Annotated in this window: 23 protein-coding genes, 1 pseudogene and 1 riboswitch; of the genes and pseudogenes, 20 read left to right on the plus strand and 4 right to left on the minus strand. The window is 50.1% G+C overall.

Features of this window, described 5'->3' with window-relative positions; genetic code table 11:
- Window positions 1-4: 4 nt before the first annotated feature.
- The 5 genes from NSS83_RS03660 to NSS83_RS03680 all read left to right on the plus strand — a co-directional run bounded on the left by NSS83_RS03660 (window position 5) and on the right by NSS83_RS03680 (window position 3,517).
- On the plus strand, window positions 5-487 hold the full coding sequence (locus NSS83_RS03660; protein WP_341185696.1) for a Na+/H+ antiporter subunit E: 483 nt from the start codon (window positions 5-7) through the stop codon (window positions 485-487).
- Window positions 487-780 carry a Na(+)/H(+) antiporter subunit F1 gene (locus NSS83_RS03665; protein ID WP_076153742.1) on the plus strand — a complete coding sequence of 98 codons (294 nt, stop codon included), beginning with the start codon at window positions 487-489 and terminating at the stop codon, window positions 778-780. Before NSS83_RS03660 ends, NSS83_RS03665 begins: the two co-directional genes overlap by 1 nt.
- A complete protein-coding gene (gene mnhG, locus NSS83_RS03670) occupies window positions 770-1,129 on the plus strand; it encodes a monovalent cation/H(+) antiporter subunit G (protein WP_341185695.1) in 360 nt (119 codons plus the stop codon). The genes NSS83_RS03665 and mnhG overlap by 11 nt, the downstream gene beginning before the upstream one ends.
- A riboswitch (cyclic di-AMP (ydaO/yuaA leader) is annotated at window positions 1,127-1,259 on the plus strand. Its footprint overlaps the gene before it by 3 nt.
- A 7-nt stretch (window positions 1,260-1,266) precedes the next feature.
- Window positions 1,267-2,079 carry an alpha/beta hydrolase gene (locus NSS83_RS03675; protein WP_341185694.1) on the plus strand — a complete coding sequence of 271 codons (813 nt, stop codon included), beginning with the start codon at window positions 1,267-1,269 and terminating at the stop codon, window positions 2,077-2,079.
- Between the two features lie 79 nt (window positions 2,080-2,158).
- Window positions 2,159-3,517, plus strand: coding sequence for a TrkH family potassium uptake protein (locus NSS83_RS03680; RefSeq protein WP_341347699.1), 1,359 nt, complete (start codon window positions 2,159-2,161; stop codon window positions 3,515-3,517).
- Window positions 3,518-3,598: 81 nt separating this feature from the next.
- On the opposite strand, the gene NSS83_RS03685 is transcribed toward NSS83_RS03680, so the two are convergent.
- From NSS83_RS03685 to NSS83_RS03695, 3 genes are read right to left on the minus strand one after another with little or no spacing between them, the layout of a single operon-like run.
- Complete coding sequence (locus NSS83_RS03685; protein WP_341186799.1) at window positions 3,599-4,096, minus strand: arsinothricin resistance N-acetyltransferase ArsN1 family A; 498 nt, start codon at window positions 4,094-4,096, stop codon at window positions 3,599-3,601.
- A gap of 15 nt (window positions 4,097-4,111) precedes the next feature.
- A complete protein-coding gene (locus NSS83_RS03690; RefSeq protein WP_341185692.1) occupies window positions 4,112-4,897 on the minus strand; it encodes an arsenite methyltransferase in 786 nt (261 codons plus the stop codon).
- Window positions 4,898-4,956: 59 nt separating this feature from the next.
- Window positions 4,957-5,406: a MarR family winged helix-turn-helix transcriptional regulator gene (locus NSS83_RS03695; RefSeq protein WP_341185691.1), complete on the minus strand. Its 450-nt coding sequence runs from the start codon at window positions 5,404-5,406 to the stop codon at window positions 4,957-4,959.
- Between the two features lie 131 nt (window positions 5,407-5,537).
- Here NSS83_RS03695 and NSS83_RS03700 point away from each other — a divergent pair, with 131 nt between their 5' ends.
- The 3 genes and pseudogenes from NSS83_RS03700 to arsC all read left to right on the plus strand — a co-directional run bounded on the left by NSS83_RS03700 (window position 5,538) and on the right by arsC (window position 6,824).
- Complete coding sequence (locus NSS83_RS03700; RefSeq protein WP_036701483.1) at window positions 5,538-5,864, plus strand: metalloregulator ArsR/SmtB family transcription factor; 327 nt, start codon at window positions 5,538-5,540, stop codon at window positions 5,862-5,864.
- A 90-nt stretch (window positions 5,865-5,954) separates the two neighbouring features.
- Window positions 5,955-6,383, plus strand: a pseudogene (locus NSS83_RS03705) (ArsB/NhaD family transporter); the annotation flags it as partial.
- A gap of 21 nt (window positions 6,384-6,404) precedes the next feature.
- Window positions 6,405-6,824, plus strand: a complete 420-nt coding sequence (arsC, locus tag NSS83_RS03710) for an arsenate reductase (thioredoxin) (RefSeq protein ID WP_341185690.1) — start codon at window positions 6,405-6,407, stop codon at window positions 6,822-6,824.
- Between the two features lie 173 nt (window positions 6,825-6,997).
- On the opposite strand, the gene NSS83_RS03715 is transcribed toward arsC, so the two are convergent.
- Window positions 6,998-7,741 carry a suppressor of fused domain protein gene (locus NSS83_RS03715; protein ID WP_341185689.1) on the minus strand — a complete coding sequence of 248 codons (744 nt, stop codon included), beginning with the start codon at window positions 7,739-7,741 and terminating at the stop codon, window positions 6,998-7,000.
- Window positions 7,742-7,879: 138 nt separating this feature from the next.
- Between NSS83_RS03715 and NSS83_RS03720 the strand changes: the two genes are divergently transcribed.
- The 12 genes from NSS83_RS03720 (at window position 7,880) to NSS83_RS03775 (ending at window position 24,580) form a co-directional block, all read left to right on the plus strand.
- Window positions 7,880-8,425, plus strand: coding sequence for a 3'-5' exonuclease (locus NSS83_RS03720; protein ID WP_341347700.1), 546 nt, complete (start codon window positions 7,880-7,882; stop codon window positions 8,423-8,425).
- An 827-nt stretch (window positions 8,426-9,252) separates the two neighbouring features.
- Window positions 9,253-14,598 carry a sugar-binding protein gene (locus NSS83_RS03725; protein ID WP_341347701.1) on the plus strand — a complete coding sequence of 1,782 codons (5,346 nt, stop codon included), beginning with the start codon at window positions 9,253-9,255 and terminating at the stop codon, window positions 14,596-14,598.
- A gap of 154 nt (window positions 14,599-14,752) precedes the next feature.
- Window positions 14,753-16,015 (plus strand): AMP-binding protein, encoded by a 1,263-nt coding sequence (locus NSS83_RS03730; RefSeq protein WP_341347702.1) that lies wholly within the window; start codon window positions 14,753-14,755, stop codon window positions 16,013-16,015.
- On the plus strand, window positions 16,008-16,271 hold the full coding sequence (locus NSS83_RS03735) for a phosphopantetheine-binding protein (protein ID WP_341347703.1): 264 nt from the start codon (window positions 16,008-16,010) through the stop codon (window positions 16,269-16,271). The genes NSS83_RS03730 and NSS83_RS03735 overlap by 8 nt, the downstream gene beginning before the upstream one ends.
- 32 nt (window positions 16,272-16,303) lie before the next feature.
- Window positions 16,304-16,588 (plus strand): acyl carrier protein, encoded by a 285-nt coding sequence (locus NSS83_RS03740; RefSeq protein ID WP_341347704.1) that lies wholly within the window; start codon window positions 16,304-16,306, stop codon window positions 16,586-16,588.
- 1 nt (window position 16,589) lies between these two features.
- Window positions 16,590-17,549, plus strand: a complete 960-nt coding sequence (locus NSS83_RS03745; protein ID WP_341347705.1) for a DUF6005 family protein — start codon at window positions 16,590-16,592, stop codon at window positions 17,547-17,549.
- Window positions 17,500-18,873, plus strand: a complete 1,374-nt coding sequence (locus NSS83_RS03750) for a glycosyltransferase family 4 protein (protein ID WP_341347706.1) — start codon at window positions 17,500-17,502, stop codon at window positions 18,871-18,873. Before NSS83_RS03745 ends, NSS83_RS03750 begins: the two co-directional genes overlap by 50 nt.
- Window positions 18,860-20,656, plus strand: a complete 1,797-nt coding sequence (locus NSS83_RS03755) for an ABC transporter ATP-binding protein (protein WP_341347707.1) — start codon at window positions 18,860-18,862, stop codon at window positions 20,654-20,656. The genes NSS83_RS03750 and NSS83_RS03755 overlap by 14 nt, the downstream gene beginning before the upstream one ends.
- On the plus strand, window positions 20,653-22,197 hold the full coding sequence (locus NSS83_RS03760) for a class I adenylate-forming enzyme family protein (RefSeq protein ID WP_341347708.1): 1,545 nt from the start codon (window positions 20,653-20,655) through the stop codon (window positions 22,195-22,197). The genes NSS83_RS03755 and NSS83_RS03760 overlap by 4 nt, the downstream gene beginning before the upstream one ends.
- Complete coding sequence (locus tag NSS83_RS03765) at window positions 22,181-22,438, plus strand: phosphopantetheine-binding protein (protein ID WP_341347709.1); 258 nt, start codon at window positions 22,181-22,183, stop codon at window positions 22,436-22,438. Before NSS83_RS03760 ends, NSS83_RS03765 begins: the two co-directional genes overlap by 17 nt.
- A complete protein-coding gene (locus NSS83_RS03770) occupies window positions 22,435-23,577 on the plus strand; it encodes a hypothetical protein (protein ID WP_341347710.1) in 1,143 nt (380 codons plus the stop codon). Before NSS83_RS03765 ends, NSS83_RS03770 begins: the two co-directional genes overlap by 4 nt.
- Before the next feature lie 4 nt (window positions 23,578-23,581).
- Window positions 23,582-24,580 carry a hypothetical protein gene (locus tag NSS83_RS03775; RefSeq protein WP_341347711.1) on the plus strand — a complete coding sequence of 333 codons (999 nt, stop codon included), beginning with the start codon at window positions 23,582-23,584 and terminating at the stop codon, window positions 24,578-24,580.
- Window positions 24,581-24,622: the final 42 nt, after the last annotated feature.

Here is a 24,622-nt window from a genome sequence, read left to right on the forward strand (position 1 = left end):
TATAATGGCTCTACAATTCTTGTTTAATCTGTTAGTTGCTTTATTGTGGATGGCAATCAATAATAGCAGCTCCGGCGCCACTTTTCTTATCGGGTTTCTGCTCGGCATAGGGATGCTGCTGTTATTCAGAAGATCCAAGCCTCAGGCCCGGCCATTTTATTTAAAACGCCTATGGTCCATATTCAAGCTGCTGCTGATCTTTATCCGCGAATTGACCATCTCGAACTTTGTGGTAATTTATCATATTCTTCGTCCGAAGCTGGCGATCCGCCCTGGAATATTCGCCTATGAGACGGCGTTAACCTCAGCCTGGGAAGTTACACTGTTGTCTTGTCTAATATGTCTGACTCCTGGCACGCTGACCCTTGATGTGTCGAGGGATGGGAAGACCCTATTTATTCATGCCATTGACATCAAAGATGCTGAGGAAATGGTGAAGCAGATCCGGGGTAATTTCGAACAAGTGATCATGGAGGTGACCCGCTGATGGTCTCCGTACTATTAACTACCGCATTGATCATTCTGGGAATGGCCATACTCGCGTGCCTGTTCCGGCTTCTGAAAGGACCTACCCGTTCGGATAGGGTGGCCGCCCTAGATACGATAGGCATTCATGTACTGGCTATGATTACTGTCATTAGTATGCTGCTGGATACCCGCAATTTTCTTGAGGTAATTCTGGTTATAGGTATTCTGACGTTTATTGGAACCACTGCACTCGCAAGGTATATCGAACGTGGGGTTGTTGTGGAAGAAGGAGGGGAACTGCATGACAGGTGAGTTGTTTAGCTCGATTCTAGTGGTGCTGGGCGCCATTTTTTGCGGCATCAGTGCCTTTGGCCTGATCCGGCTGCCCGATGTCTATCTGCGTTCACATGCGGCCACCAAAAGCGCAACGTTCGGGGTGTTATGTTTACTGGGCGGCGGCTTCCTTTACTTTTGGTTCAAAGATGGAGAGATCAGTGTCAAGCTGCTGCTGGCGATTCTTTTTGTATTCATCACTTCGCCGGTCGCAGGCCATCTAAATGGCCGGGCGGCCTACCGTTCGGGCGTTCCCTTGTGGAAAAACAGCGTACAGGATGATCTGCTGACCCATAAGGAAAGAAGTAAGGAGCAATCTGAGAAATGATATTTGCCGCTGAATTCCTGTAAAGGAAACGGGGGAACCAAAAGTTCCGGGGTGAATCTCGAGAATATCGAGTAGGGCTACTCAGGTCCGAATCCGTCAGCTAACCCCGTAAGCGTTCATGAGAGGGGAATCCTGCAGTGCCTATTGTTGATGTCAACGGAACAACCTTGTATTATGAGATATCGGGTAGCGGTCTGCCCATCGTTTTTATCCATGATTATTCGACCTCCCACCATCTTTTTGAACCACAGGCGGAATATTTCAGTAAGCGCGCGAAAGTAATTGTCTATGATCTAAGAGGAAACGGGCTGTCAGGGAAGATGAATGTTGAGATTGGCCGGATCGTAGACACTCAAGTTGAGGATCTAAAGGCATTATTAGATAAGCTGGATGTAGAAAAGATTGTAATTGTAGCCTGCTCCAGTGGAGCTATACTTGCCCAGAAGTTCGCCTATCTATTCCCTGAGCGGGTGATTACCATGATTTTGGTGGATAGTTATTTTCAAGGTGATTACTCTGCTAGCGGAAGTAAGTTGAAAGAAGCGTTGCAGTTCTGTGCCTGGATTTCTCATTATCTCCCTGCTGAAATGTTTATCAAGCCTTTACGTATCACCTATCACAGGTGGCTCTTGGCTTACCATATCTTGAGAAAAGAGCTTATGCATAAACGGACGACAGAATGGATTAAGCAACGCATGGCGTTGAAGTATTCGGACGGTTACGGGTTTGCGCTGCGGCTGCAAATTCCGGTGCTGATCGTGTCAGGTAATCACAATGAGCGGGTGTTAGAGCAAGTTAAAAAAACAGCGGCTAAGTATCCCAAAGCTCATTTAGCGATCATCGAGAATGCCATGTATCCTAGTCACCTATGTCAACCGCAATTATTTAACCGGCTTTTGCTCGATTATCTAAAGGATCAACAGTGTTTTCAACAAGAGCTACCTGGCTGATACTCTCACTGGACACACACCCTTGAAGGTGACGCAGCGCTGTTTATTTACGAAAAGAATCATTACAGGAGCCAGTGATATGTTTACAAAAAGGTACCTTTGGTTTACTCGAAAACTCAGTCTAACCTCATCAAGAATTATTCTTTTAGGTTTTGCTGTAACCATCATTCTGGGGACAATTATGTTGTCCTTACCGGTATCTTCATCCACCGGAACTAGTGTGGGATGGCTAAATGCATTGTTTACCTCAACTTCAGCTGTGTGTGTCACTGGATTGGTGGTGCTGGATACAGGAACCGACTTTTCCAACTTTGGACAAATCATTATCCTGCTCCTCATTCAAATCGGAGGATTAGGATTCATGACGTTCAGTGTTCTAATTGCCGTAATTCTGGGGAAGAAGATTGGGCTGAAGGAGCGTTTACTCATCCAGCAATCTTCGAACTCCATTGAAACACAAGGGGTCGTCCGGCTATCACTAAGCATTGTACTAATCTCATTTATCTTCGAAACTCTTGGGGCATTGTTGTTGACCATCCGGTGGGCGAATGACCTGGGTGTTGCCAAAGCCCTATATTATGGAATTTTCCATTCCATCTCGGCCTTTAATAACGCAGGTTTTTCATTATGGTCGGATAGTCTGAGCCGGTATGTTGGTGATCCGTTAGTCAATATTGTCATTTCATTTTTATTTATCATTGGTGGAATTGGATTTATTGTGATTCTGGATCTATACCGCAAGAGAAGCTGGAAGGCTCTGTCTTTTCACACAAAAATCGTGCTAATCACTTCAGGAGTGCTTTGTTTTGCAGGGTTTCTGGTCATATTTGTCTTTGAGCTTTTTAATACCAGAACATTTGGTACACTCACATGGGGGGGAAGAATCTGGGGTGGATATTTCCAGGGAGTGGTTACCCGCACAGCGGGTTTCAACTCCATTGATATTGGTGCGATGTTACCGGCGTCCCAGTTCTTTATGATCTTTCTGATGTTCATAGGAGCTTCATCAGGCTCGACAGGCGGGGGGATCAAGACGACCACCTTTGCGGTACTCATATTAAGCATCTTCTCAACCATCAAGGGGAATGCTGATGTGCAGCTGCTAAAAAAACGGATACCTCAAGATCTTATTTTCAGATCACTGGCTGTAATGACCATCTCCTTAGGCCTTGTTCTTGGAGCAACCTTTTTATTAACAATTACTGAATATACCCGCCATACGGATATTCTTGCTCTTTTATTTGAAGCTACATCAGCCTTTGGAACCGTGGGCATGTCCATGGGCTTAACCCCTGATCTGTCACCAATTGGTAAATGTATCATCATAGTTATAATGTATATTGGGAGACTGGGCCCTTTAACCTTAGCCTTTGCCTTGGCACAAAAAAGTGTTAAACAGAAGTACCGTTACCCAGAGGACAAGTTGCTGATTGGTTAGTAAGTAAGGAGTAGTTGGAACTGATTGAAAGGAGAAGTTCTTCCGTTTACGGGTAGAACTTCTCCTTTTTTATCTTCATTTTTATAGTAGAAGCTTCTCCATAATCATCACATCAATAAACGTTTTGTCTATAATCCCCTGCTTCTCCAATAGACCAACCTGCCGGTAGCCCATCTTCCGATACAACCCTTGACCACTCTCATTAAACGGGAAGGTAAAGAGAACGATTTTATAAAAGCTATTTTCCTTGGCCACCTTGTGCAAAGAATCCAGGAGCGAGTTGCCTACACCTTGGCCACGGAAGCGGCGATCAATGTAAACGGACAGGTCAGCTACCCCGTTATAAGCGCAGCGGAGGGAATAGGGATTCAGGGAGGCCCAGCCAATCACTTCACCTTCTCGTTCCGCTACAATAACGCTATAGCGGCCTTGATGATCTTTGAACCACGCCTCCATATAAGAGAAATCTTTCGTCTCTGTTTCAAGTGTAGCGATTCGATCCTCGATTCCCTGATTATAGATTCGGAGGATACTACCGATATCTTCTGGTGTGGCCTGACGAACAGTTAATGTAGTGATCAATTGAACATCCCCTTAAGATTGTTTTCTCGCTTTAATCACAGTAGAGACGATGTATTGCTCAACGTTCGCACCGGGAACCCAATCTTTGATAAATGTTCTGGATTCGTCTTTGGGCTCAATATGGATCTCAGTAAAGCCGCTTTCCTGAAGCATCATCTCCAGATCAGAAATGAAAGAGGCCCCGGAGATACAACCCGAATATAATTCGCCCAGGTCATTTTTGATCTCGGGGGGTAGCTCAGCTGTAGTTACAATATCAGAGATGGCCAGACGCCCTCCGGGCATAAGTACGCGATAGGCTTCACGGAATACTTGCTGCTTATCAGGCGAGAGGTTAATCACACAGTTGGAGATTATGACATTAACCGAATTGTCGGCCGCCGGAAGATGTTCAATTTCTCCCAACCTGAATTCGGTATTATTAAACTTACCTTTAATGGCATTATCTCTTGCCCGGCTAATCATCTCAGGAGTCATATCTACACCGATAACATGGCCTTGTTCACCTACCTGCCGGGAAGCGAGGAAGCAATCGAACCCGCCGCCGCTCCCGAGATCCATAACATATTCACCTGCCCGCAGTTCAGCAATAGCCTGGGGGTTGCCGCATCCAAGTCCTAGATTTGCGCCTTCAGGAACAGCAGCGAGATCTTCGTTTGAATACCCTAATTCAGCGGATATAGCATCATAATCAGCAGAGGAGCAGCAGGAAGAGGCAGGTTCGACCTTATTTACAGCAATCGTTTGATAACGTCCCCGTACATTTTGGCGGATTTGGTCATTCGTAAGTTTGTTCATGAATACACACTCCTTATCATTAAAATAACTTGCAAGTTACAAATAAAGACCAAGGGAAATCACCCTTTAACAGGTGCGCAGCAATTGCTGGATTTCCCCATAGCATCGTTGAAAAGCTTGATGGATCGTAGCAATGTTTCTACTTCAAACTCACTCATATGCGAGAAGGCTTCATTCAGGTATTCATTCATTTGTTGATCAATAGTTGCAGCCACCAGTTTTCCTTCGGAAGTAAGGGAAAGGGTATAGATTCTCCGATCGCTGGGTTCAGGTGTCTTTTTTACCAAATTCATTTTCACCAACGACTGGACTTGTCTGCTGAAGGTGGTAATGTCCGTGCCCAGTGCTTCGGCAACTTGCTGCATGGAGGGATTATGGCTCCGGGCGATCTCATAAAGCAGATGGCTTTGGGCCGCGGATAGTTTACATCCCCTTACGCTGCAGCAGTCCTTATTGAGCAATCCTAAACGCCGGGTCATGATTTGAAATAGTTCTCGTGGGGTTTCCATGTGTTCACCTCTTGAACTGGTTATACTGCAATTGATTGCAAAATGCAAATATTATTTTAATCTGGTTGCTAATTGGCCATTAAGGTCTTAGAATATAAGTATTGCCTTATATAGATGGGAGGAGCTTTTAAATGAATGTACTAAATGAACTTGCGGAAGATTTAAAACTCCTTGGAGATAAAACACGGCTCACGATTCTAACCCTTTTAAAAGAACGGGAGTGGTGTGTATGTGAATTCGTGGATCTTTTTGACATCTCCCAACCAGCCGTAAGCCAGCATCTGCGCAAATTGAAAAGCAGCGGATTGGTTAAGGAACAGAAAAAAGGCCAGTGGGTGTATTACTCTTTAAGCATTGAAGATAAGCCTCATGTTGCGGCCATTCTTCAGCTTACACCGGATACCAGCTTCATTCTATCCAGTTTAAACAAGCCGTCTGGTGCTGCCTGCTGCGAGTAATATTTTGATATTGAATATATAAGCATATAATTATATAATGATGTACGTTAGTATACTTAAGGATTTGAAGGGAGTGCTCTGGAATGTGTTATAGGCATGTATGTTGTCGTATATGGTCTAAGAAATGCGGGGCTTACCCATGTATTAGCTGATGTCATCCAGGCCGTTGCAGACCAAGGGTTGTTCGCAGCAACGATGGGGACGGGCTTTATAGCTGCGGTAATCTCCTCCATAATGAACAACATGCCTACTGTAATGATTGATGCACTGGCCATTGATGCCACGAACACTTCCGCACTGATTAAGGAAGCTTTGATTTATGCAAATGTTATTGGTTCTGACTTAGGTCCGAAGATAACACCCATTGGTTCACTGGCTACCTTACTGTGGCTGCACGTGCTTTCCACCAAAGGAGTAAAGATATCCTGGGGAACATACTTCAAAACAGGCATTATTTTGACGATCCCAACGCTGGTCATCACACTGCTAGGTTTATATATAACCTTGAATCTATTTTAAAATCAAAGGAGACTGCAGCTCATGAATAAGAAAACCATTTACTTCTTATGTACAGGAAACTCCTGCCGGAGCCAGATGGCGGAAGGCTGGGCCAAAAAATATTTGGGTGAGGAGTGGAAAGTATACAGCGCCGGCATAGAGGCTCATGGTCTGAATCCGAAAGCCGTTCAGGCGATGAGTGAAGCAGGTATAGATATCTCAGGTCAAACGTCTGATATTATTGATCCGCAATTGCTCAACAGCTCCGATCTAGTTATTACATTGTGTGGAGACGCAGCTGACAAATGCCCTATTACGCCGCCTCAGGTGAAACGTGAGCACTGGGGATTCGATGATCCAGCGAAGGCTCAAGGAACAGATGAGGAAAAATGGGCGGTGTTTCAGCGGGTTCGTGATCAAGTGGGTGAGCGCATTAAACGATTTGCTGAAACAGGTGAATAGTTTTTATATCCAGAAACATAATTATTGTGTCTGGACAATAACACAGTCCTATAAGATCCCGCGCCCAGCGCGGTTTTTTTGTTGTAAGGGGGAGACAAAAAGGCTGAGCCCAAAGTCATATCCTTGACTTAGGCTCAGCCTTTTGCTGTTTCAAACCCGTTCATCCGGGCCAGTTATTTACACGCGTTACGTCTATTCGGATTCAGAACGAGGAAATCCTCTGGAAGCTCGAACAGCTTGGCCACCAGTTCGTCCATGCCGGACTCCAGCTTGAATTCCATTTCCTCCCGGTACAGGGGAACCAGGAAATAAACCTGAACCTGATTGCCGTCTTTCGTATGGACGGTGCTAACCTCTTCCGGCAGAGCATAGAGGATCATGCCGGACAACCCAGTGTTAGACGCATAGGGCTCGTAATCCTCAGTGTTAGGGATCGTATGTCCATATCCAAGCCATGTCTGATACATATGCGGGAACCGGGCAAGCATCTTCATCAGCCGGATCGGCCAGTAGTTCTCCTCCGACTCAAAATCCTCCTGCGTAAGCGGCCAGTCCGCCGGCAAAAACATCATCAGCTCCGCGCGTTCCAGATGCTTGTACTCTTCACGGATCTCCTGCGGGAGCGTCATCGGCAGATCGCTCATCCCATTGGTGTACAGCACCCGGTATGGCTCATCAGGTGTAGCTTCCATAATATTCACATCAATATGTACGATGTCAGAAATCAGCTCATGGAACACGCCGGTTTCCCGGTTGGGAAAGACCCGATTGAAATGTTCGTTTAATTCTTCCATGTACAGAATATTGGAGGGAGGTGTAATCTGCTGCTCATCCAGAGCGTCATAACCATAAATGATGGTACCGTCTTCCGATTTGCCCATTTCATTGCCGCCAAACCATTTTTTGAAAAAGTTCATGTCTTTGCGCTCCTCTGTGTGGGTATATAATTAAAGTGCGAAAAGAAAATAGAAGGTTTGAAACCTCACTTGAAAGTATAACAAAAGGCATAGCCCGGAGCGATGGGTCTATCGATTCGAATTACAAAAGGAGTATTTATGAACTATATCATTTTTGATCTGGAAGCCACTTGTTGGGAAAATGACCGCAAAAGGCAAAACGAAATTATTGAGATCGGAGCCGTAAAACTCAATGAAAGACTGAAGACTGTGAGCGATTTTCGAATTTTTGTAAAGCCCGCATTAAGCCCACAGCTTTCCGATTTTTGTAAGCAGCTTACCTCCATCTCTCAGGCGGATGTGGATGCTGCAGTGTATTTTCCGCAGGCAATAAGTCAATTTCAAGAGTGGATAGGTAACGAACCTTATGTCCTCTGCTCCTGGGGGTTTTATGATAAAAACCAGTTGCAGAAGGATTGTGCACTACATCAAATCGCAAGTGAATGGACGGATAACCATATCAGTCTCAAGCATCAGCACGGGAGAATGATTGGTAAGGAGAGGGGAGTAGGCATGGAAAGAGCCTTGACTATGCTTAAACTGCCGCTTGAAGGTACTCACCATAGAGGTATCGATGATGCCAAGAACATTGCGAAAATATTCGTTAAGATTTTTGACCAAATATTATTTGCAGGAAATGATTAATCCTGGCAGGCAAATCATTTTAAGGTCTGAAAAGTTTCTCTGGAAATGTGCTCATACATTTGAAGAAGATACCAGGAATAGGTTCCAGAGAGTACTGCTGTTTCTTCCAGCATGGGGAATGTCTGTATTAGCCTTACCGTTTACTTTTTTGAGAAGGCTTGGCTAAAACCCATATTAAGAAATATTATTATTAAAACAACTCTAAGGAGTTGTTTTTTTCTGGCCAGAAGGGGACTTGTCGCCAATGGGGCCATGTTCTTGTCATAGGTTCAGCAATTATTGAGGAAGTTGGCATCTATTAATAAACTATAAACATTCGATAGCTTGTTAAACCCAATCCACCGAAAATCTAACGGACCGGAGAGATCTTATCCCCGCGAAAACGCCACTTTTTGCAGCGTAACGGACTCAGGCGACCTTATAGTCTCTCTATGAGACGTTTCGGAGCTGACGTGTAAAGGATAAGGCCTGTGGAGTCCCTTATTCACCCAATTGGCGACTTTCTTCCCAAATAAAAGCACCTCAGTCCGTTACGCTAAGCCAAACGCCCCTGAAGAACAAGGCCCGCTTGGAAAAAAGATGTAATTCGAAGGGGAATTGCGTCTGCTCCACCATTTTAAATCTGATGAAGTACTAGATTGATACTTGAATAAATTGTGAAATTCTACATAGGGTGAAATAACAACTAATTTATGGAGGAGGAAATCATGAAAGCGCTATTATATCCGCGCTGTTATATCCGCTGCGATGAAGTAAGCTGTTGAAGCCTTGGTGTTTACGATATGGGTAAGCCGTGGGTGCACGGATCGAAAAAAGGAGGATTTTCAATGATATCAAAACGATTTGGCAAAATGCTCGTGTTCCTATGTTGCTTGCTAATGGTGGCGTCACTAATGCCTGCCAGCTTTGCCGCCGCCACTGACAACAACGAGTATACAGAAGCACTTAATGGCGACAGCAGTTCTACAGATCTTACAAGCTTGCAGACAAATGAAACGCCTACCGCCATTTTTGGAACTCCCGAACTCGGGTCAAACGACCCGCTGTGGGCCCTGACCATGGAGCATCTCATCAACAAAAGCACGGTGCCCGGCGACCCCAGGCCCCATTCCACAGGCACAGCCAGGATCCTTTGGGACCAAGACTACCTGTATGCCCGCGTAGTCGTGGAGGACAGCAATCTATATCAGGGACCCGGCAATGATTATCAGTACGACGGCCTGGAGTTTTATGCCGGCGCCGGAACCCAAGGCGCGAATCAATGGCGCATCAGCGCGGCAGGCGTGTTTTCAGGGCAAAACGCTCCGGGCAGAGCTGCGTGGACTGAGATCACGGACACAGGATATATCGTGGAGATGAGAATCCCTAAAAGAACCTTGAACTTGCAGGCAGGCCCGTTTACCTTTGAAGTTTATATCAATAACTCGTCGGAAAAGGGCGGTGACCGCTATGAAGTCGTTTCCTGTTTCGGAATTCCGGACGCGGCTTACAACAATGCTGCTTCTTATACAAACAGCCTGAATCTCATTGCCGCTAGTGGAGCGGACGAGAGATTCTCAATCACCGCCACGGCGGAATCGGGCGGCCGAATAACGCCGAACGCACCCGGCAATGTTCTGAGAATAGCTAGCGGCTCAGACCAAACCTTTACGGTTACCCCCGATTACGGCAAAATTGTAGATACCGTAAAGGTAGACGGAGAGGACGCAGTTCTATCCGATGATGGCACTTATACCTTTTCAAATATTGTCGCTAACCATACCCTTCAAGTGACATTCAAAAATGATTCGACCGCGGAGTTGCTCCCCTTTATTGTATGGAATGACAACTTCGCGCGTGGCGAGTACACGACGGCTGTCATCATTGACTTAGGCGAAGGGAAGGCGGCGGAAGGCTCCAAGCTTAATCCGGACTTGTTTACCGTTTCGGCCAGGAACACGACCCTGAACGGCGACTCGGTAACCTTTGAAGGGACGCGCAAGATCACTAGGGTATACGCCAATGACGAACCGAAGGTACGCGGCTATCTGGGGACGGTAAGCCGTTCACCGGATTATCAGGAGGGACTGGAACGCGGCCGTTACATCGTAGTTGAGTTTGAGTTTTATTCAGAGAGCGGCGGCAATATAACACTGGATGGCAACATGAACTCAACCAAACAGGTTTACAGCGTCGTCCAAAACGGCGAGATCCCACTGACAGAAGGGGATCCGCTTAACTACGCGGTTTTTGAACAGAAAAAAGTTGTGAATCCGATCCTTGATCAATTTACAGCACCTACGGGCAATTCGGTCAATCGCGCGCTCTACCTTCACAAGGATGGAAACGGTGAAGTGTCGCGGGGCTTGCCGCTGTATGTCTATACCCACGGCAGGGGACGCGGCGGCACAAGCGCTGCGACTGACCCAAAAGCGGCGATGAAATCCGCCAACGGCTCGGTCGCTCTGATGAAGAAAATGGAAAAGTCCCCCGAGAAATACGCCAGCCATATCCTGAATATTTCCTATAATGGCACGAGTACTCCCTCCACAGCCAATGTTAAGAAGGTTATAGATGACCTGGTTGCCAGCGGTGCAGTAGACCCTAACCGTATTTACGCGGCGGGCTTCTCATGGGGCGGTCAGTATACGAACAGCTTAATTAACGCTTATCCCGGCTTCTTCGCGTCCGCCGCACCTATGTCTCCGGTAAGCGGCTCACCGAACGCGAACGCCAACTACGTTCACACCAACCTGGCCTATTGGATGTTTATCAATGAGTATAACGTTGGAGTATACCAGACTAACCTCGCTAACTTCATAAACACCAATATGCCAAAAATGATCAACGCGAAAGCTTCGCGCTTTGAGAGCAATGAGGCTCTTGTATGGCCTTACAATCAATTTGATCAGCCGAATCAGAAACCGAATCCGAACCATTCACCTGCCCTGAGTGATTCGGTGGCGCATGAAGTTGAAGCGGCTGTTCTTTACAATGACATAACGATGGGGACTTGGAGCATAGCGCCAACAGCGCAGTCCTCTAACTTGCCGGCTTGGAACAATGATTACACTGACGTCTTTGATTGGATGTTCGCGCAGACCACAGCAAACCATCGGCCTGTTGCCGGATACGGTTCACCTGTACTCAGCACTAACGACAAACTGTGGGAACAAGCTGCGGAGTTTGACATCAACAACAGTAGCGCACCCGACCAGAAGATAGGCCCCAAGGCTACCGGCAAAGCCAAAGTATTTTGGGACGAAGACTACCTGTATGCACGCGTTGTGGTTACAGACCCGAATGTGTGCTTCGGTCACACTCCTGGCACTGAGTACATGACCGACAGTGTGGAATTTTATGTCGGTGACGGAAGAAGCGGCTCTAACCAGTGGCGTATTGGCGCAAGCGGTATTTTCTCAGGTCAAACCGCTGCGGGCCGCGACGGTTCGGTTACACGAACGGACACCGGGTATATCGCGGAAGTGAAGATACCTAGAAGAACCATTGAATTCACGAGCAATTCCCCGATTACGTTTGATGTGTACATCAATAACTCAACGGGTGCGGGGAATGACCGTTATGAGGTGGTATCCGCTTTAGGTAAGCCCGACGCGGGTTATGGCAGTTCTGACAGCTTCAAGAATAGCTTGTTGCTGCTTGGGAGCTCCACGGTATCCAGGCACCCCGTTAACGCCACGGCAGGATTAAACGGCACCATCTCGCCATCCGGCTTGATTCGGGTAGCTGACGGCGGAAACCAATCCTTTACATTCACTCCGATCAGCGGTTATGTCGTGGATACCGTAACTGTAAATGGTGCATCTGTAGAGATTGCAAACAATACCTATACCTTGAAAAACGTGAACACCGATGACAAGGTAATCCATGTTACATTCAAACCCGATCCGGCCGCAACGTTACTTAACTTTATCGTATACAACGATAACTTTGCTACCGGAGAATTTACCACAGCTGTTATCATCGATCTGGGTGCGGGAAATGAAGCTGTGGGTGCCGACCTTAGTTCAAACCTGTTTACAGTCTCGGCGAGGAATACTCTGCTGGACGGTAACCTGGCATATCAAGGCACACGCACCGTCAATAGAGTGTACGTCAATGGCGAACCTAGACCCAGAGGGTATAAGGGTGTGAACCAGAACTCCCCTGATTATCAAGCTGGACTTACTAAAGGCCGCTACATCGTTGTAGAATTGGAATTTTGGACATTAACCGGCGGACAGTCCACTTTGGAAGCATCCAAATCCACCATCCAGAATTACAACATTGTATCTAGTGGCGATATCAAGCTTGATGGCAAGGCTGCCATTGTTAAGACGTCTTTCGCACAGTCAGGAACCGTTAATGAAATCATCGACAAATTTGAAGTGGGTCCCAAAATTGACAACGCGGAAGCTATGCAGTATGGACTCTATATTCATAAGGACGGCAACGGCGTTCCGGTAAAAGGGCTTCCCCTTTACATCTATGCTCACGGTTCTACCCGCGGCGGTACACAGGACGGGGATACCTTTGCGCCCATCAGGTCCGCCAACGGAGCCACCGCGCTTATGAAGAAAATGGAGAAGAACTCTAAATACGCTAGTCATATAATCGCTTTGCGGGCGCAAAACAACGTTCAGGCAACACCCGCTACCTTAAAGGCTTATATCGATGATCTGGTAAGCAAGGGACTTGTTGACCCCAACCGTATTTACATGGCAGGCTTCTCTATGGGATCCGCTTATACGAATACGTTCTTGACGACATATCCCGATTTGCTCGCAGCCGCAGCGCCTATGTCTTTTCCACCATCAATCAACGCGAAACAAGCCGAAACTCTTAAAAACTTTGCATACTGGTCATTCGTTAACACAACTGATTCTTCAACAATAAAAACAGGGGCGGAAACTTATATAGCGAATATAATGCCCCTTTTGGAAAACGCCAGGCACACGTTCATCGACAGAAACGAAATATTCGTTTGGCCTTATGACCAATGGACAAAGGCGGAAGCACCTGTTAATGGGACCAACTGGATTCCTTCCGGCCATGAGATGGAAGCTTCAGTTCTGTGGAACAATATTTCAGGGTACACGGATACTTTGTCCAATGTAGGTTCCAACAAGGAGTGGAGCCTTAAGCCTACGGCGCAGTCCTCTAAGTTACCGACATGGAACAATGACTACACTGACGTCTTTGACTGGATGTTCGCGCAGAGAAAAACGGGCGTACCCAATCCATCTGGTGGCAATACGGGCAATACCAGCAGTTCGGGCAATACCAGCAATACAGGCAATACAGGCAAAACCAGCACCGGGACAGTCACTGGATCGTTGAAGCCGACCTACACAGTGATCACACCGAAGGATAAGCCCGCGGTCACGGACAAGAACGGCAATACCACGCTGCCCGGCGGCGGCGAGATTACGACCAAGGGCGGAACGAAGATTAAGGTACCCGAAGGTACGACTATAGACTCAAAAGGTAAGGTGACCCTTCCGGCGGGCAAGAGCGCCGAAGTGACACTACACGGCGGCGCGAGTGCCGGCGTAGATAAAGGCATGTCGCTGAACATCCATGAGGGTACGGAATTTGTGTTCGATGACGACACCCCGCTGGGCTTCCTCGTGATGTCTGGCAATCCTTTCAGGGATGTCAACATGGACGACTGGTTCTACAGCTACGTAAACTCCGCCTTCACATACAGTCTTTTCAACGGCACGACGTCCACGACGTTCTCACCGGGCACCTCAATGACGCGTGCGATGTACGTGCAGGTACTGGCCAATCTGGAGAACGTAAACCGCTCCGGCTACACGAATTCCCGCTTTAGCGACGTGCCGGATGGGCAGTGGTACACGGCGGCAATCGAGTGGGCGGCCGAAAGCGGCATAGTCAACGGTATAAACGCAGACCTGTTTGAACCCCATTCCCCGATGACACGCGAGCAGATGCTGGTGATGCTGTACAATTACATGAAGTACAAGGGCTATGAGATACCTGAAAGCCAATCTAAGTCTTTCGCGGACGAGAGTCAGATCAGCCCATGGGCGTTGAAGGCTGTTCAGGCACAGCAGGGCATCGGAATTGTATCAGGCAAGCCGAACAACTTCTTTGCCCCCCAAGCCACCGCCACCCGCGCTGAAGTAACTGCTATCTTTATAAAGTTCATCGAATATCTCGCTAAGTAAAAGCGTAATCAGAAACATGCGGACCCTTTCGGCTGGGCAAGATCCAGCCGGAAGGGTCTCTTTTCAGTAATCCTGACTACAAGAGAAGGGAAAGCGTCGATATGTGGCGAAAATACCTAAAGAAGTAAAAAAATCTCACAGGAAAGGAGACCGCATGTTCATTGTTAATAAAGAACATTATGACCAGCATGAGCTGGAACGTCGAATAAACGCGATATACGCATTATTGGGTTCCTCGGTTTGGAAGGAACGGCGGACAGCTGTATGCATGAAGGAGCCGGCGAATATTCTGGCCGCCACGGAGCTGATTATTAGGAATGAGGGCTCGGTGCTTCTGATCAATGGCGATACCCCGATTGAAAGCGCTCTCCGTCAAGCCGAAGACGCAGGCTGTACGGGTCTGCTAATTGACACAGGAGGCAGCGCCGTCTTTCACCCTCTACACTCACGCCTGGATCGGATGAATGGGGAGCCGTCCTTGCTTCAATTCAGCTCCGGCACGACCGGCGCTCCCAAGCTGGTTGAACGGTCTTGGTCTCATGTGCAAATGGAAATCGAGGCCTACAACAAGCTGCTGCCCTGCAGCGGGGAGGATCAACCGATCATTCTGGTGCCCGTGTCCCATTCCTTCGGATTAATTACAGGCACGCTTTCCGCACTTAAGCGCTCCGTCAAACCGGTTATCGTGACGGACAAGAACCCTAAGTTCGCCCTGCATCTCATGCAGCAGCATGATCGCCATGTGGTGTATGCGGTGCCCTTCCTCTTTCAAATTCTGCTCAGCCTCATGAGAGAGAAGGTGCTGCTTAGAAAGATGGTATCCTCTGGTTCCCCGATGTCTGCAGAACTGCTGAACAGGCTTGCGGGTGCAGGGGTGGAGGTGATCCAGCAATACGGGTGCTCTGAGGCGGGCTGCATCTCGCTGGGCGACCGGCCCTCCGATCCTACGGATGCCGGGATGCTGCTGGAGCATATGGCAATGGAAAGGGCCGGAACCCGGGATCGGCCGGATGAAATAATCATTGTCACAGGCGGACGCCGGATTCCTACCGGAGATATGGGATATTGGCTCAGCGGCAGGCTTCATGTTCAGTGCCGGATGGATGATCTGATTAATGTATCAGGACTGAAGGTTGCTCCCTCCGAGGTGGAGGATATCATCCGGAGGCTGGACGGTGTTCAGGAAGCTGTCGTGCACAAGGCTCCGCATCCCGTCTGGGGGGAAGCTGTCAAAGCTCGAATCGTCCGGAAGGGCGATGCGCTGTCTCAGGAGGATGTGAAGAGGTGGTGCGCGCGGTTTCTGCCTGCTTATAAGGTTCCGGGCTTTATTGCTTTTACGGAGGACATTCCGAAGACGGGTACAGGGAAGGTTATGCGAAAACAATTGGTAGAAGAGGAGTATGGTATTCATGGATAAGGAACAAACGGTATCTCAATTGCGGCAGCTCATGTCCGAACAATTGGGGCTCTCACTCCCGGATGTCATTAAAGAGGAAGACCGGCTGTACGAAGACTTAAACGCAGATTCGATCATGGTACTCCAATTGGTGGTATGCATCGAGGAAGTGTTCAACGTAACTGTGCCCGAGGAGGAGATGGATCCTGCCGTCTTCCAAACGGTCGGTTCTTTAGTCGATTTCATCCACGCCCTTAAGGGGGAGCACATCGCCTAAGTGGAAATCAAATCTTAAGATCATAGGAAGGGATGGATACGATGATGAACGTGAATGAACAGGATATCGTACAATTCGTGATTGATAGGGTGGCCGATTTGACCTCCAGACCGGAGCTGGCGGAGGAATTGAATGGGGACGCCCCGCTAGAGGATGCAGGCGTGGATTCGGTGCTGCTGGTCAACCTGATGATGCAGCTTGAACAGCAGTACGACATTTTTTACGAGGACGACGAGCTTCTGCAGGAGAACTTCGCCACCGCGCGCTTGATCGCACAACGCATATTGGCCAAACGGGCCGTTAAAACCGGGGTTTGACGTGAAACAAGCCCATTGCTTTCTGAACGGACTCGGTTATGGCTTGGAACAAGCCGGATGGGATGAACGTCCGCTCTATATCGGTGCTTGGGACGCGCCATTCAGCGTTACGGAGGACGGCAAGCTGACCTATTTCTCAGCGGACATCACACCGGCCGAATATTTGCGGCTGTTCACCCGCCTGTACGGGGAAGGGGCCCTGGAGTGGTATGATTACGGGGCCGACAAGCTCGTCAACCTGAAGAAGTTTCTGGAGGTCCTGCGGCGTCATCCGGAGCTTCCTGTTTTGGTACAGCTCGACCTGTTTCATATGCCTTATCAAAAAAGAACGTTTCAAACTATGCATCAGCCCCATTTTGTCATCGTACACGGAATGCGGGGCGATCAATTCATGGTATACGACCGCTATTTTGAATGGGAAGGGTTTGTGGCCGAGAGCCATGTACACGATGCTTTTCTTAGCAATGAGCTGGGCGGGGGACTGCTGCTTCATCCCGAATGGCTCCATGCGCCGGACGCTCACGAGGTGGCGAGAATCTTCGAGGATACGATAGAGGCCGATCCGGGGGAACGGTCGCTAACCGGCATGGTGAGGCGGAGGATTATGCAGACGGTGGAGTCGCCCGATAGGTATCCGCCCGGGGCCTTGAAGGATGCAGTATCCCAGCTCGGCATCCTCGCCAAACGCAAATACAGCTACGGGCTGCTGTATCAATATTTTTCGGAAGCGCTTAATCAAGGTACGGAGCTGTATCAGGAGCAGCTGGAAGGATTCATAAGAATGTGGAGTACGCTCGCATACCTGGCGATCCGTACGTCCATGCCGGGACGAACCGGGGAAATCGGACTGCTGGTGGATAAGGTGGAGCAGCTGCACAGGACGGAGCAACAGCTGAAGGAGGAATTAATCGATGTCTATCATCGCTGGAAACCCCGATTTGCATGCGGAGTGCAGACCTAGGGTGGGCTGCTTCGACGGCCATTCCCCCCGGTTGAACGAACGGGTGATTGATGACCAATGGACAGGGTATCTGGCTGAATATACGGAGCTCATCCGCATTCCGCCGGTACGCTTTGCCAAGATCTTCGGGGGTTCGCTTCGCCAGTTTTCCAAGCAGCCGATGTCTTCGCTTCCGCAAGCCTCGGAGCGGCTGGCCCGATTATGCGAGGAATACGGAATCGATACGCTGTATGTGAACGCTCCTTATTTCATGCCTTTCTTAATGCTGGTTCGGAGCTTCGCCAAGCTTCCGCTTCGCTTCATGGTTATCGCCCATTCCGTCGCATCCGCCCGTTGGCTGACAACCTGGCTGTCCTGTGCGCCTTGGATTACAGAACAGGATTTGCTGCTTGCCAGTACGGAATCTTGCAGACAGGCGCTGGTTAATCTCTCACCCCGGTATGCGCATGCCCATAAGATCCCGTTATGCATCGACACCTTGCTGGCTGCGGAGCCGGTTCGGCCGCTTGCCGGTAAACGTCTGTTATCCATCGGCCGGCTGGAAGAGGTTAAGAACGTTCATGTGCTCTTAGAGGCTATGGCGGAAATAAAGCAGCGTGTCCCGGACACTGTATTGACGATTGCCGGAGAATATACGGGGTCTTTGCAGGAAGCGGACCGGTATAAAGAACGGCTTGAAGCCCTCGTAGCGGAATATAGACTGGAGCAAGCAGTGGAGTTTACAGGTCCCGTCCACGGGAGTGAGAAAGACCGCCTGTTCAGGGAATCCAGGCTTCTGGTCAACCTCTCCACCGATCCGGGAGAGACGTTTGGCTTCAACCTCCTGGAAGCGAAAGCCCACGGTCTTCCTGTGGTCTGCACCAACTGGGACGGCTTCCGGGAGCTGCTTGTTGACGGCGAGGACGGTTTCTTCGTCCAGGTAGATTGGTCCGGTGAACTTCCGAAGATCGATCTGGACGGGCTGGTTAGCAGCTGCACCGAGGTTCTGCTGGATGAGAAGCTTCACGGCAATCTCTCGCAAGGAGCGCGGCGCAATGCTCTAATGTACGACTATCGGACCATCATGCCGCAGATCAGGAGGCTCCTGAATGCTCCCCTTGGACAGATAGCGGGTGAGGCGGAGGAGACCGCCCTGCTGGAATCTTCTATGAGAACGCTTAACAAAATCTATCATTGCAGCTTATTGGAAGCGACAGGCTGTTTGAGTGAATCGCCGCTGTCGGTTCTGGATTGGCAGCCGCAGGGTGACACGGGGGAATGGATGCGCAGGGTGAAGCCGCTTATTCAACGTTTTGCCGGGAGGAACCATCATGCACACGTTTAAACTGTTCCGACGTCTTGCTCCCTACGTGAAGATCAAATGGAATTTAACCTTGATCGCTTATGTTTGTACGTTCCTGCAATTGGGACTCGTCATGCTTCAGCCCTTAATCTTCGCTTATCTGATCGACCACGTGCTGATTGGCGGAAACCGTAAGCTGATTGTCCCGCTGCTTAGCCTTTCCTTGGGAATAGGCGTTCTCTCCATCGTGTTCCTGTTTATCCGGGTAGGTCTGTTCCGCTATCTGGGCATCTGTAATATGCTGGATATCCGGAACGAGCTGTTGAAGCATGTCCGGCAGATTCCCATTCCGGAAATCCAGAAGGAAGGACCCGGGAAATTCTCGGCCTTGCTCGGGATGGATACAGCTACGATGGGAAATTTCCTCAACCACATCCTGGTCGAGATTACCTCACAGCTGTTTATGATGCTGATATCCCTCGGAATCCTGTTCTATATGGACTGGCGGCTTGGCATCGTTGCGACGCTTAGCATCCCCTTCCTCTTATGGGTGCCAGGGCTGTTCCGCAAGCCCGTGGCGCGTTATTCGTCCGACGTTCGAACCCATAATGAAGAGATCGGAACCTATCTCTATGAAGCGATCGAAAGTTCGCAGGAAATCCGGGCTTTAGGACTAGAGGGATGGGAACAGAAGCGGAATGAAACGATGTACAAGGGGCTGGTGAAGGCCAGCACCCGGGAAACGCTATATGCCGTTATGTCGTTTCAAATCAGCGGTTTCGTGATTAGCCTGATCCTGGCTGCCATCTATTGGATCGGCAGCGATCAGGTGCTCCACCAAATGATGACCGTTGGCATGATGGTTGCTTCCGTAACCTATCTGCAGAACGCTCTGAATCCGGTACAGCAGATTAACAACTTTTTCAGAGAGCTTCAAGGCGCGGAAGTTGCCATGGGCAGAATCGAGCAATTTATCCAGACCCCGATCGATCCCTATTCGGAAAACGAGAGGAAGCAGGCTTCGCCTGCAAGGAAGCCTCAGCTTGAAGCAACACCGTCCGATATCGAAGTGTGCAATCTGCGCGTCGGGTACGGTGGAACGGAAATCTTGAAGGATCTGTCACTATCGCTGTCTCCGGGCAAGGTTTATGCTTTCGTCGGGCGAAGCGGGTCCGGGAAATCCACTCTTTTCCGGGCGCTTATTGGGATGATGCCCGTTCTCGAAGGTGAAATTCGAATCGGCGGACAGAATCTGGAGGAGATGACCCGCAGCGCGATCAGCCGCAAGGTTGGCATCGTGTTCCAGGAGCCTTACTTATTCCGGGGTACCCTTATGGAAAATATTGCTGTCGGGAAGCTGGACGCAACGGAGGAGATGGTCAAGCAAGCAGCCCTGAATGCGCGGCTCGGATCTCTGCTGGATCAACTGCCGGAAGGACTCCACACGAAGATTGACCATAGAGGCTTCCAGCTATCCGGCGGACAGCGGCAGAGGCTGGCTATTGCGCGTGCCCTCTTGCACAATCCCGATATTCTTATCCTGGACGAACCGACCTCCGCCTTGGACCAGCTTACGGAGATTGAACTCATGGATTCCATACGCCAAGTCATGGCGGGCAAGACGGTTCTGGTAGCGACCCATCGCCTGCAAACCATTATGAACGCGGACCGTATTCTGGTGATGGAGAACGGTTGTCTGGTGGCGGAAGGCGACCACGAAGAGCTCATGAATCAATCGGCGGAGTATTATGCTATGGCCTCGACCTTCGAGCGCGATACATCTGTGGCCGGACAGGCCTCTCCTAAAGAGGGGGTGCTTGCATGAAGGGCATAGGCACCCTCAGAGAATTGTTTCAACGTGCACGAAGGCATGACCGGGGAATCACCTACGCGGCACGAAGCGGCGAGTCCGATTGGACAAGCTATGCGGAACTCGGAAACCGCATGGACCTTCTCGCTGAACGGCTGAAGCAGGAGCAGCTGCGTCCGAATTTTATCGGGGCCGTCTGGATGGCTCCGACGCCGGAGTGTCTGGCTGTCATCGGGGCCGTCATTTTGGCGGGAGGCATTCCGCTTCCCATCCACAGCTACATGCCAGGACAGGATATGCTTCGCCTCATCCGCAAATTTGAACCCGAAGCTGTGTTCGTCTCTGAAGAGAAGCTTCCCATCCTTGCGGAATGGAACATGCAAGGGGAAGAGTTGCCATTCTGCCTGTATGCAGGTATGGCAAGCGGACCGGTTACAGGAATAAGCGCAGCTCCGCGGCCGGTACGCCGGTACACGCCGCCAGAGGCCGCGCGTATGATATTCCTCTCCTCCGGTTCGACGGGAGAGCCGAAGGGGATCATGCTGAGCGACCACAACATGCTGTCCAATGTGGACGCGATCCTGGAGTACACGACTCTGTGCGACGAGGACATCGTTCTGCTCTCGAAGTCACTGGGGTATTGCTCGACCATTGTTGGGGAATGGTTCGCCGCCATGGCCTCTGGAGCCAATCTTGTTCTAAGCGGGGGCTTCGTGCATCCCTTCGAGATGATCCAGTGCGTCCGTAGGAACAAGGTGACCTTCTTATGCACTGTGCCGTCTGCGATTCTGCCTCTAATCCATTCTGCCAAATGGGCGGCGGAGGATCTGCTCACGCTCCGGCAGATGCTCATTGTCGGCGGCCCGATGCCTGCCGTCATGCTGCTTCGTTTGGCTGACCGTCTGCCTCACGTGAGGATAACGCCCTCCTATGGACTGACCGAAGCAGCTCCGCGCGTCTCGTATTTGCCCTACGCCCAGTTGAGGACGAAACCGCAATCCGCCGGGATACCCATTAACGGCGTCGAGCTGGCCATCGTTCAGGACGGAAGGGAGGCGGCAACAGGGGAGAGTGGTGAGGTGGTCGTTCGGGGGCCGAATGTGATGATCGGCTATTATGACGATCCGGATCGCACACGTGAGATCCTAGGCCCCCTCGGCCTGCATACCCGGGATACCGGGTATCTGGACGAGGATGGATATTTGCACTTGACCGGGCGAACCGATAACGCTCTCCTTGTCGGGGGACACACGGTGTACCCGGAAGCGGTCGAAAGCGTCCTATTAAGCTTGCCTGGGGTGGCAGACGCTGCTGTGTCGGCCGTAGAAGACCTTCAATGGGGACATCGTCTGATTGCCGTGGTAGTATCCGAGGCTTCCACAGAGCCTGTCAAGAGCCCGGAGCTGCATGCCTGGTGCGTAAAGCGGTTATCCCCGGCCTTGCGTCCCAGGGAATTCCGCTTCGTTACCGCTCTGCCCAGAACAGCCAGCGGGAAGCTGGATCGCAAAGCTCTGAAATCTATGGTGAAGGAGGAAGAACATGTCCATAGAGCATGAAGATCTATTCTTTAAGGTGAGAGAAACGATAGCCGCTGTGGCCAAGAGGCTAACAAGCGAGGTCGAGCTGGACCATGCTTTGGTAGATGATCTGGGAATCGACTCCATTCAAATACTGGAGCTGCTGTCGGCTCTGGAGGATACATTCGGCTTTGAGCTGGATGTGGACGATATTCGCCCGGAATCGTTCCGAAGCGTCCAGGCCGTATTGCATTTTGTAGAAGGCAAGGTGGCTTCATGAAAGTATTCACCCCGGGCCATTTGCAAGAGCTGGCCGGCGAATTGCGCCGGACGTACCCGTTTTATAACCCTTATACGGACGTTGATTTCCATCAGCTGCCGATGACAGACAAACACTTGATCGCAGGTAACCGCGCCCTTTTCGAACATCCCGATGCGGGACGGGTGACTGAATCGTTCACCTCGGGAACTACCGGAGTGCCGTTCCGCTGCGTGAAAACCCCGGAGGAGATATGGACACTCTCGCTGACCCTGTATAAGCATCGTAAAAAGTGGGGGCTGCCGGCCAGACACCGGATGCTGCTGCTGAGCAACCGTCTGCTGGCGGAGCCCAGGTCCCTTAGACATTATGCAGAACTGATAATCAGGGAAGATCCTCATTTTATCCAGGGGAGAGCTTCCGCTCTCTGCGCGTTGGCCGAATATATGCGTGACGAGGGATATTCGTTGCCGTCTTCCCTCCTGTTTACCCAGAACTGGGGCGAAACGCTGCATGGCTCCCAGAAAGAAAGGATCGAGGAGGTGTTCCGCGTTCCATGCGTAGACTATTACGGTTTGGAAGAGTTCTGGTGTATCGCGTTCGCAGGCCAGAGCGGCCAACTGGAAATTGATGAGTCCGCCGTATATGTGGAAATTATCGATCAGGCCTCCGGACTCCATGTAGAGGAGGGGGAATTCGGCGAAGTGTTGGTCACCTCGCTGATCATGAGGAGTCTGCCTTATGTCCGTTACCGGACAGGGGATATCGGAAGTATTCGCAGGGACCCTGAAACCGGCCGTCTCCTTCTGCAACTGCTTCCCGTTCGAACCTCCCAGATTCGGCTGCCTGGAGAGCAGGTGCATTCCGCCGTCTTCCGGTATTTGGACAAGTTTTTTTGGGAGCTTGCTGCAGCCAGAGGAGTCCGCCAATTTCAGATCGTGCAGCATACATTCACCTCTTTTTCCGTCCGGCTGGCGACTGAAGCCCCTCCAAGCGAGTTCGAGGATGTGCAGACCAAGCTATCCGCTTTTCTTCACCAAGCGGCGGGCAAGCCGGTGAAATTGTCCATAGAAACCGTCTCAAGGCTCGAAGCCGATCCTGTCAGCGGCAAAATACCGTCCTTTGTTTGCCGTATTTCCTCAAATGAAGAAGGAGAATGAAGAGATGACGTCTCGTACGGATACGCCGGATGCCAATCCGGACATGATGAAGCTGGCGGCGATGGAATGTGCAGCTTCCTGCATCTTGACCCACTTATACCGGTCCGGGGCCAACCCTGATCTGTTTCTGCTGGATTACTGGAATGTCAATTATGTATCGCGCATTATTACGGCGAGCCAGCATGTGCGATTGAACAAAAGCTTGCCTTTTCTGTACGGCATCCATCTGGTTTACAAGGGAACTGGACCTGAGGGGCTAAAGCAGTCTGTTCAGTCAGGAAACCGTGCGGTAGTGAAATGCCGCCCATCCGATCTGGATTTTTTCCCTCCCCATATGCTGATCATGGCGGAGAGTGGATTCGATCATTATATCCTCGCTGATAGCTTCGATGAAGCGCGTAACGCCTTCAGAGTATTCGATCCCATTGTCGGCTTCAACGGATTCCTGACCGGAGAAGAGCTAATGCGGGCATCGGCGGAGCCGGAAGAGGAGGTAATCATTTTCTACGAGCTTCAGCCGGATCAAGAAGGGAAGGGGAAGGTGTTCGAGTCTCCTGACAAGCGTGATATCTTCGCCTATGCAGCCAAGCGAAACTACGACATGTATGTCCGTTCTCAATACAGTTCGGGTACCGCCGCATTGGACAGCTTTGCCCGGGATTTGCAGGAATCTCTAGCTTTAAGCCCGGAACAAACCTCGAACTGGTTGAACCAGAACTCGATCGCCATTGCTTCCTTAACCAAGCTCCGGTCTTCCATATGGAATAGCTTTGCCCAGCTGGGCGTGATGGACAAGGGGCAGGCGCTGGAAGGAACGAACCGGATCAGCGGGATCGTGAAGTTATGGACGACACTGAATTTCCTGCTTGTGAAATACCGCAAGCACATCGGGGACGAAGCGCTGCTGCGCTCGGCTCTTGCCAGACTGCGGGAAGTCCGGGATGCGGAGCTTCAATTCCTGGCCTGGATGAATGGAATAGGCGGTGATCTGACTGCGGTATAATCTATGCACGATTTCTTTTCGACACGAGCTGGTATCCTTCCG

It is taken from the genome of Paenibacillus sp. FSL H3-0469 (assembly GCF_038051945.1).
In the GTDB taxonomy this organism is placed as follows: Bacteria; Bacillota; Bacilli; order Paenibacillales; family Paenibacillaceae; genus Paenibacillus_AQ.

What these genes read in the sequence shown, in the direction of transcription:
- NSS83_RS03660 (WP_341185696.1), top strand. Translation starts at nt 5, where the DNA reads ATGGCTCTACAATTCTTGTTTAATCTGTTAGTTGCTTTATTGTGGATG.
- NSS83_RS03665 (WP_076153742.1), top strand. Translation starts at nt 487, where the DNA reads ATGGTCTCCGTACTATTAACTACCGCATTGATCATTCTGGGAATGGCC.
- mnhG (WP_341185695.1), top strand. Translation starts at nt 770, where the DNA reads ATGACAGGTGAGTTGTTTAGCTCGATTCTAGTGGTGCTGGGCGCCATT.
- NSS83_RS03680 (WP_341347699.1), top strand. Translation starts at nt 2,159, where the DNA reads ATGTTTACAAAAAGGTACCTTTGGTTTACTCGAAAACTCAGTCTAACC.
- NSS83_RS03690 (WP_341185692.1), bottom strand. Translation starts at nt 4,897, where the DNA reads ATGAACAAACTTACGAATGACCAAATCCGCCAAAATGTACGGGGACGT.
- NSS83_RS03695 (WP_341185691.1), bottom strand. Translation starts at nt 5,406, where the DNA reads ATGGAAACCCCACGAGAACTATTTCAAATCATGACCCGGCGTTTAGGA.
- NSS83_RS03700 (WP_036701483.1), top strand. Translation starts at nt 5,538, where the DNA reads ATGAATGTACTAAATGAACTTGCGGAAGATTTAAAACTCCTTGGAGAT.
- arsC (WP_341185690.1), top strand. Translation starts at nt 6,405, where the DNA reads ATGAATAAGAAAACCATTTACTTCTTATGTACAGGAAACTCCTGCCGG.
- NSS83_RS03715 (WP_341185689.1), bottom strand. Translation starts at nt 7,741, where the DNA reads ATGAACTTTTTCAAAAAATGGTTTGGCGGCAATGAAATGGGCAAATCG.
- NSS83_RS03720 (WP_341347700.1), top strand. Translation starts at nt 7,880, where the DNA reads ATGAACTATATCATTTTTGATCTGGAAGCCACTTGTTGGGAAAATGAC.
- NSS83_RS03725 (WP_341347701.1), top strand. Translation starts at nt 9,253, where the DNA reads ATGATATCAAAACGATTTGGCAAAATGCTCGTGTTCCTATGTTGCTTG.
- NSS83_RS03730 (WP_341347702.1), top strand. Translation starts at nt 14,753, where the DNA reads ATGTTCATTGTTAATAAAGAACATTATGACCAGCATGAGCTGGAACGT.
- NSS83_RS03735 (WP_341347703.1), top strand. Translation starts at nt 16,008, where the DNA reads ATGGATAAGGAACAAACGGTATCTCAATTGCGGCAGCTCATGTCCGAA.
- NSS83_RS03740 (WP_341347704.1), top strand. Translation starts at nt 16,304, where the DNA reads ATGGATACGATGATGAACGTGAATGAACAGGATATCGTACAATTCGTG.
- NSS83_RS03750 (WP_341347706.1), top strand. Translation starts at nt 17,500, where the DNA reads ATGTCTATCATCGCTGGAAACCCCGATTTGCATGCGGAGTGCAGACCT.
- NSS83_RS03755 (WP_341347707.1), top strand. Translation starts at nt 18,860, where the DNA reads ATGCACACGTTTAAACTGTTCCGACGTCTTGCTCCCTACGTGAAGATC.
- NSS83_RS03760 (WP_341347708.1), top strand. Translation starts at nt 20,653, where the DNA reads ATGAAGGGCATAGGCACCCTCAGAGAATTGTTTCAACGTGCACGAAGG.
- NSS83_RS03765 (WP_341347709.1), top strand. Translation starts at nt 22,181, where the DNA reads ATGTCCATAGAGCATGAAGATCTATTCTTTAAGGTGAGAGAAACGATA.
- NSS83_RS03770 (WP_341347710.1), top strand. Translation starts at nt 22,435, where the DNA reads ATGAAAGTATTCACCCCGGGCCATTTGCAAGAGCTGGCCGGCGAATTG.
- NSS83_RS03775 (WP_341347711.1), top strand. Translation starts at nt 23,582, where the DNA reads ATGACGTCTCGTACGGATACGCCGGATGCCAATCCGGACATGATGAAG.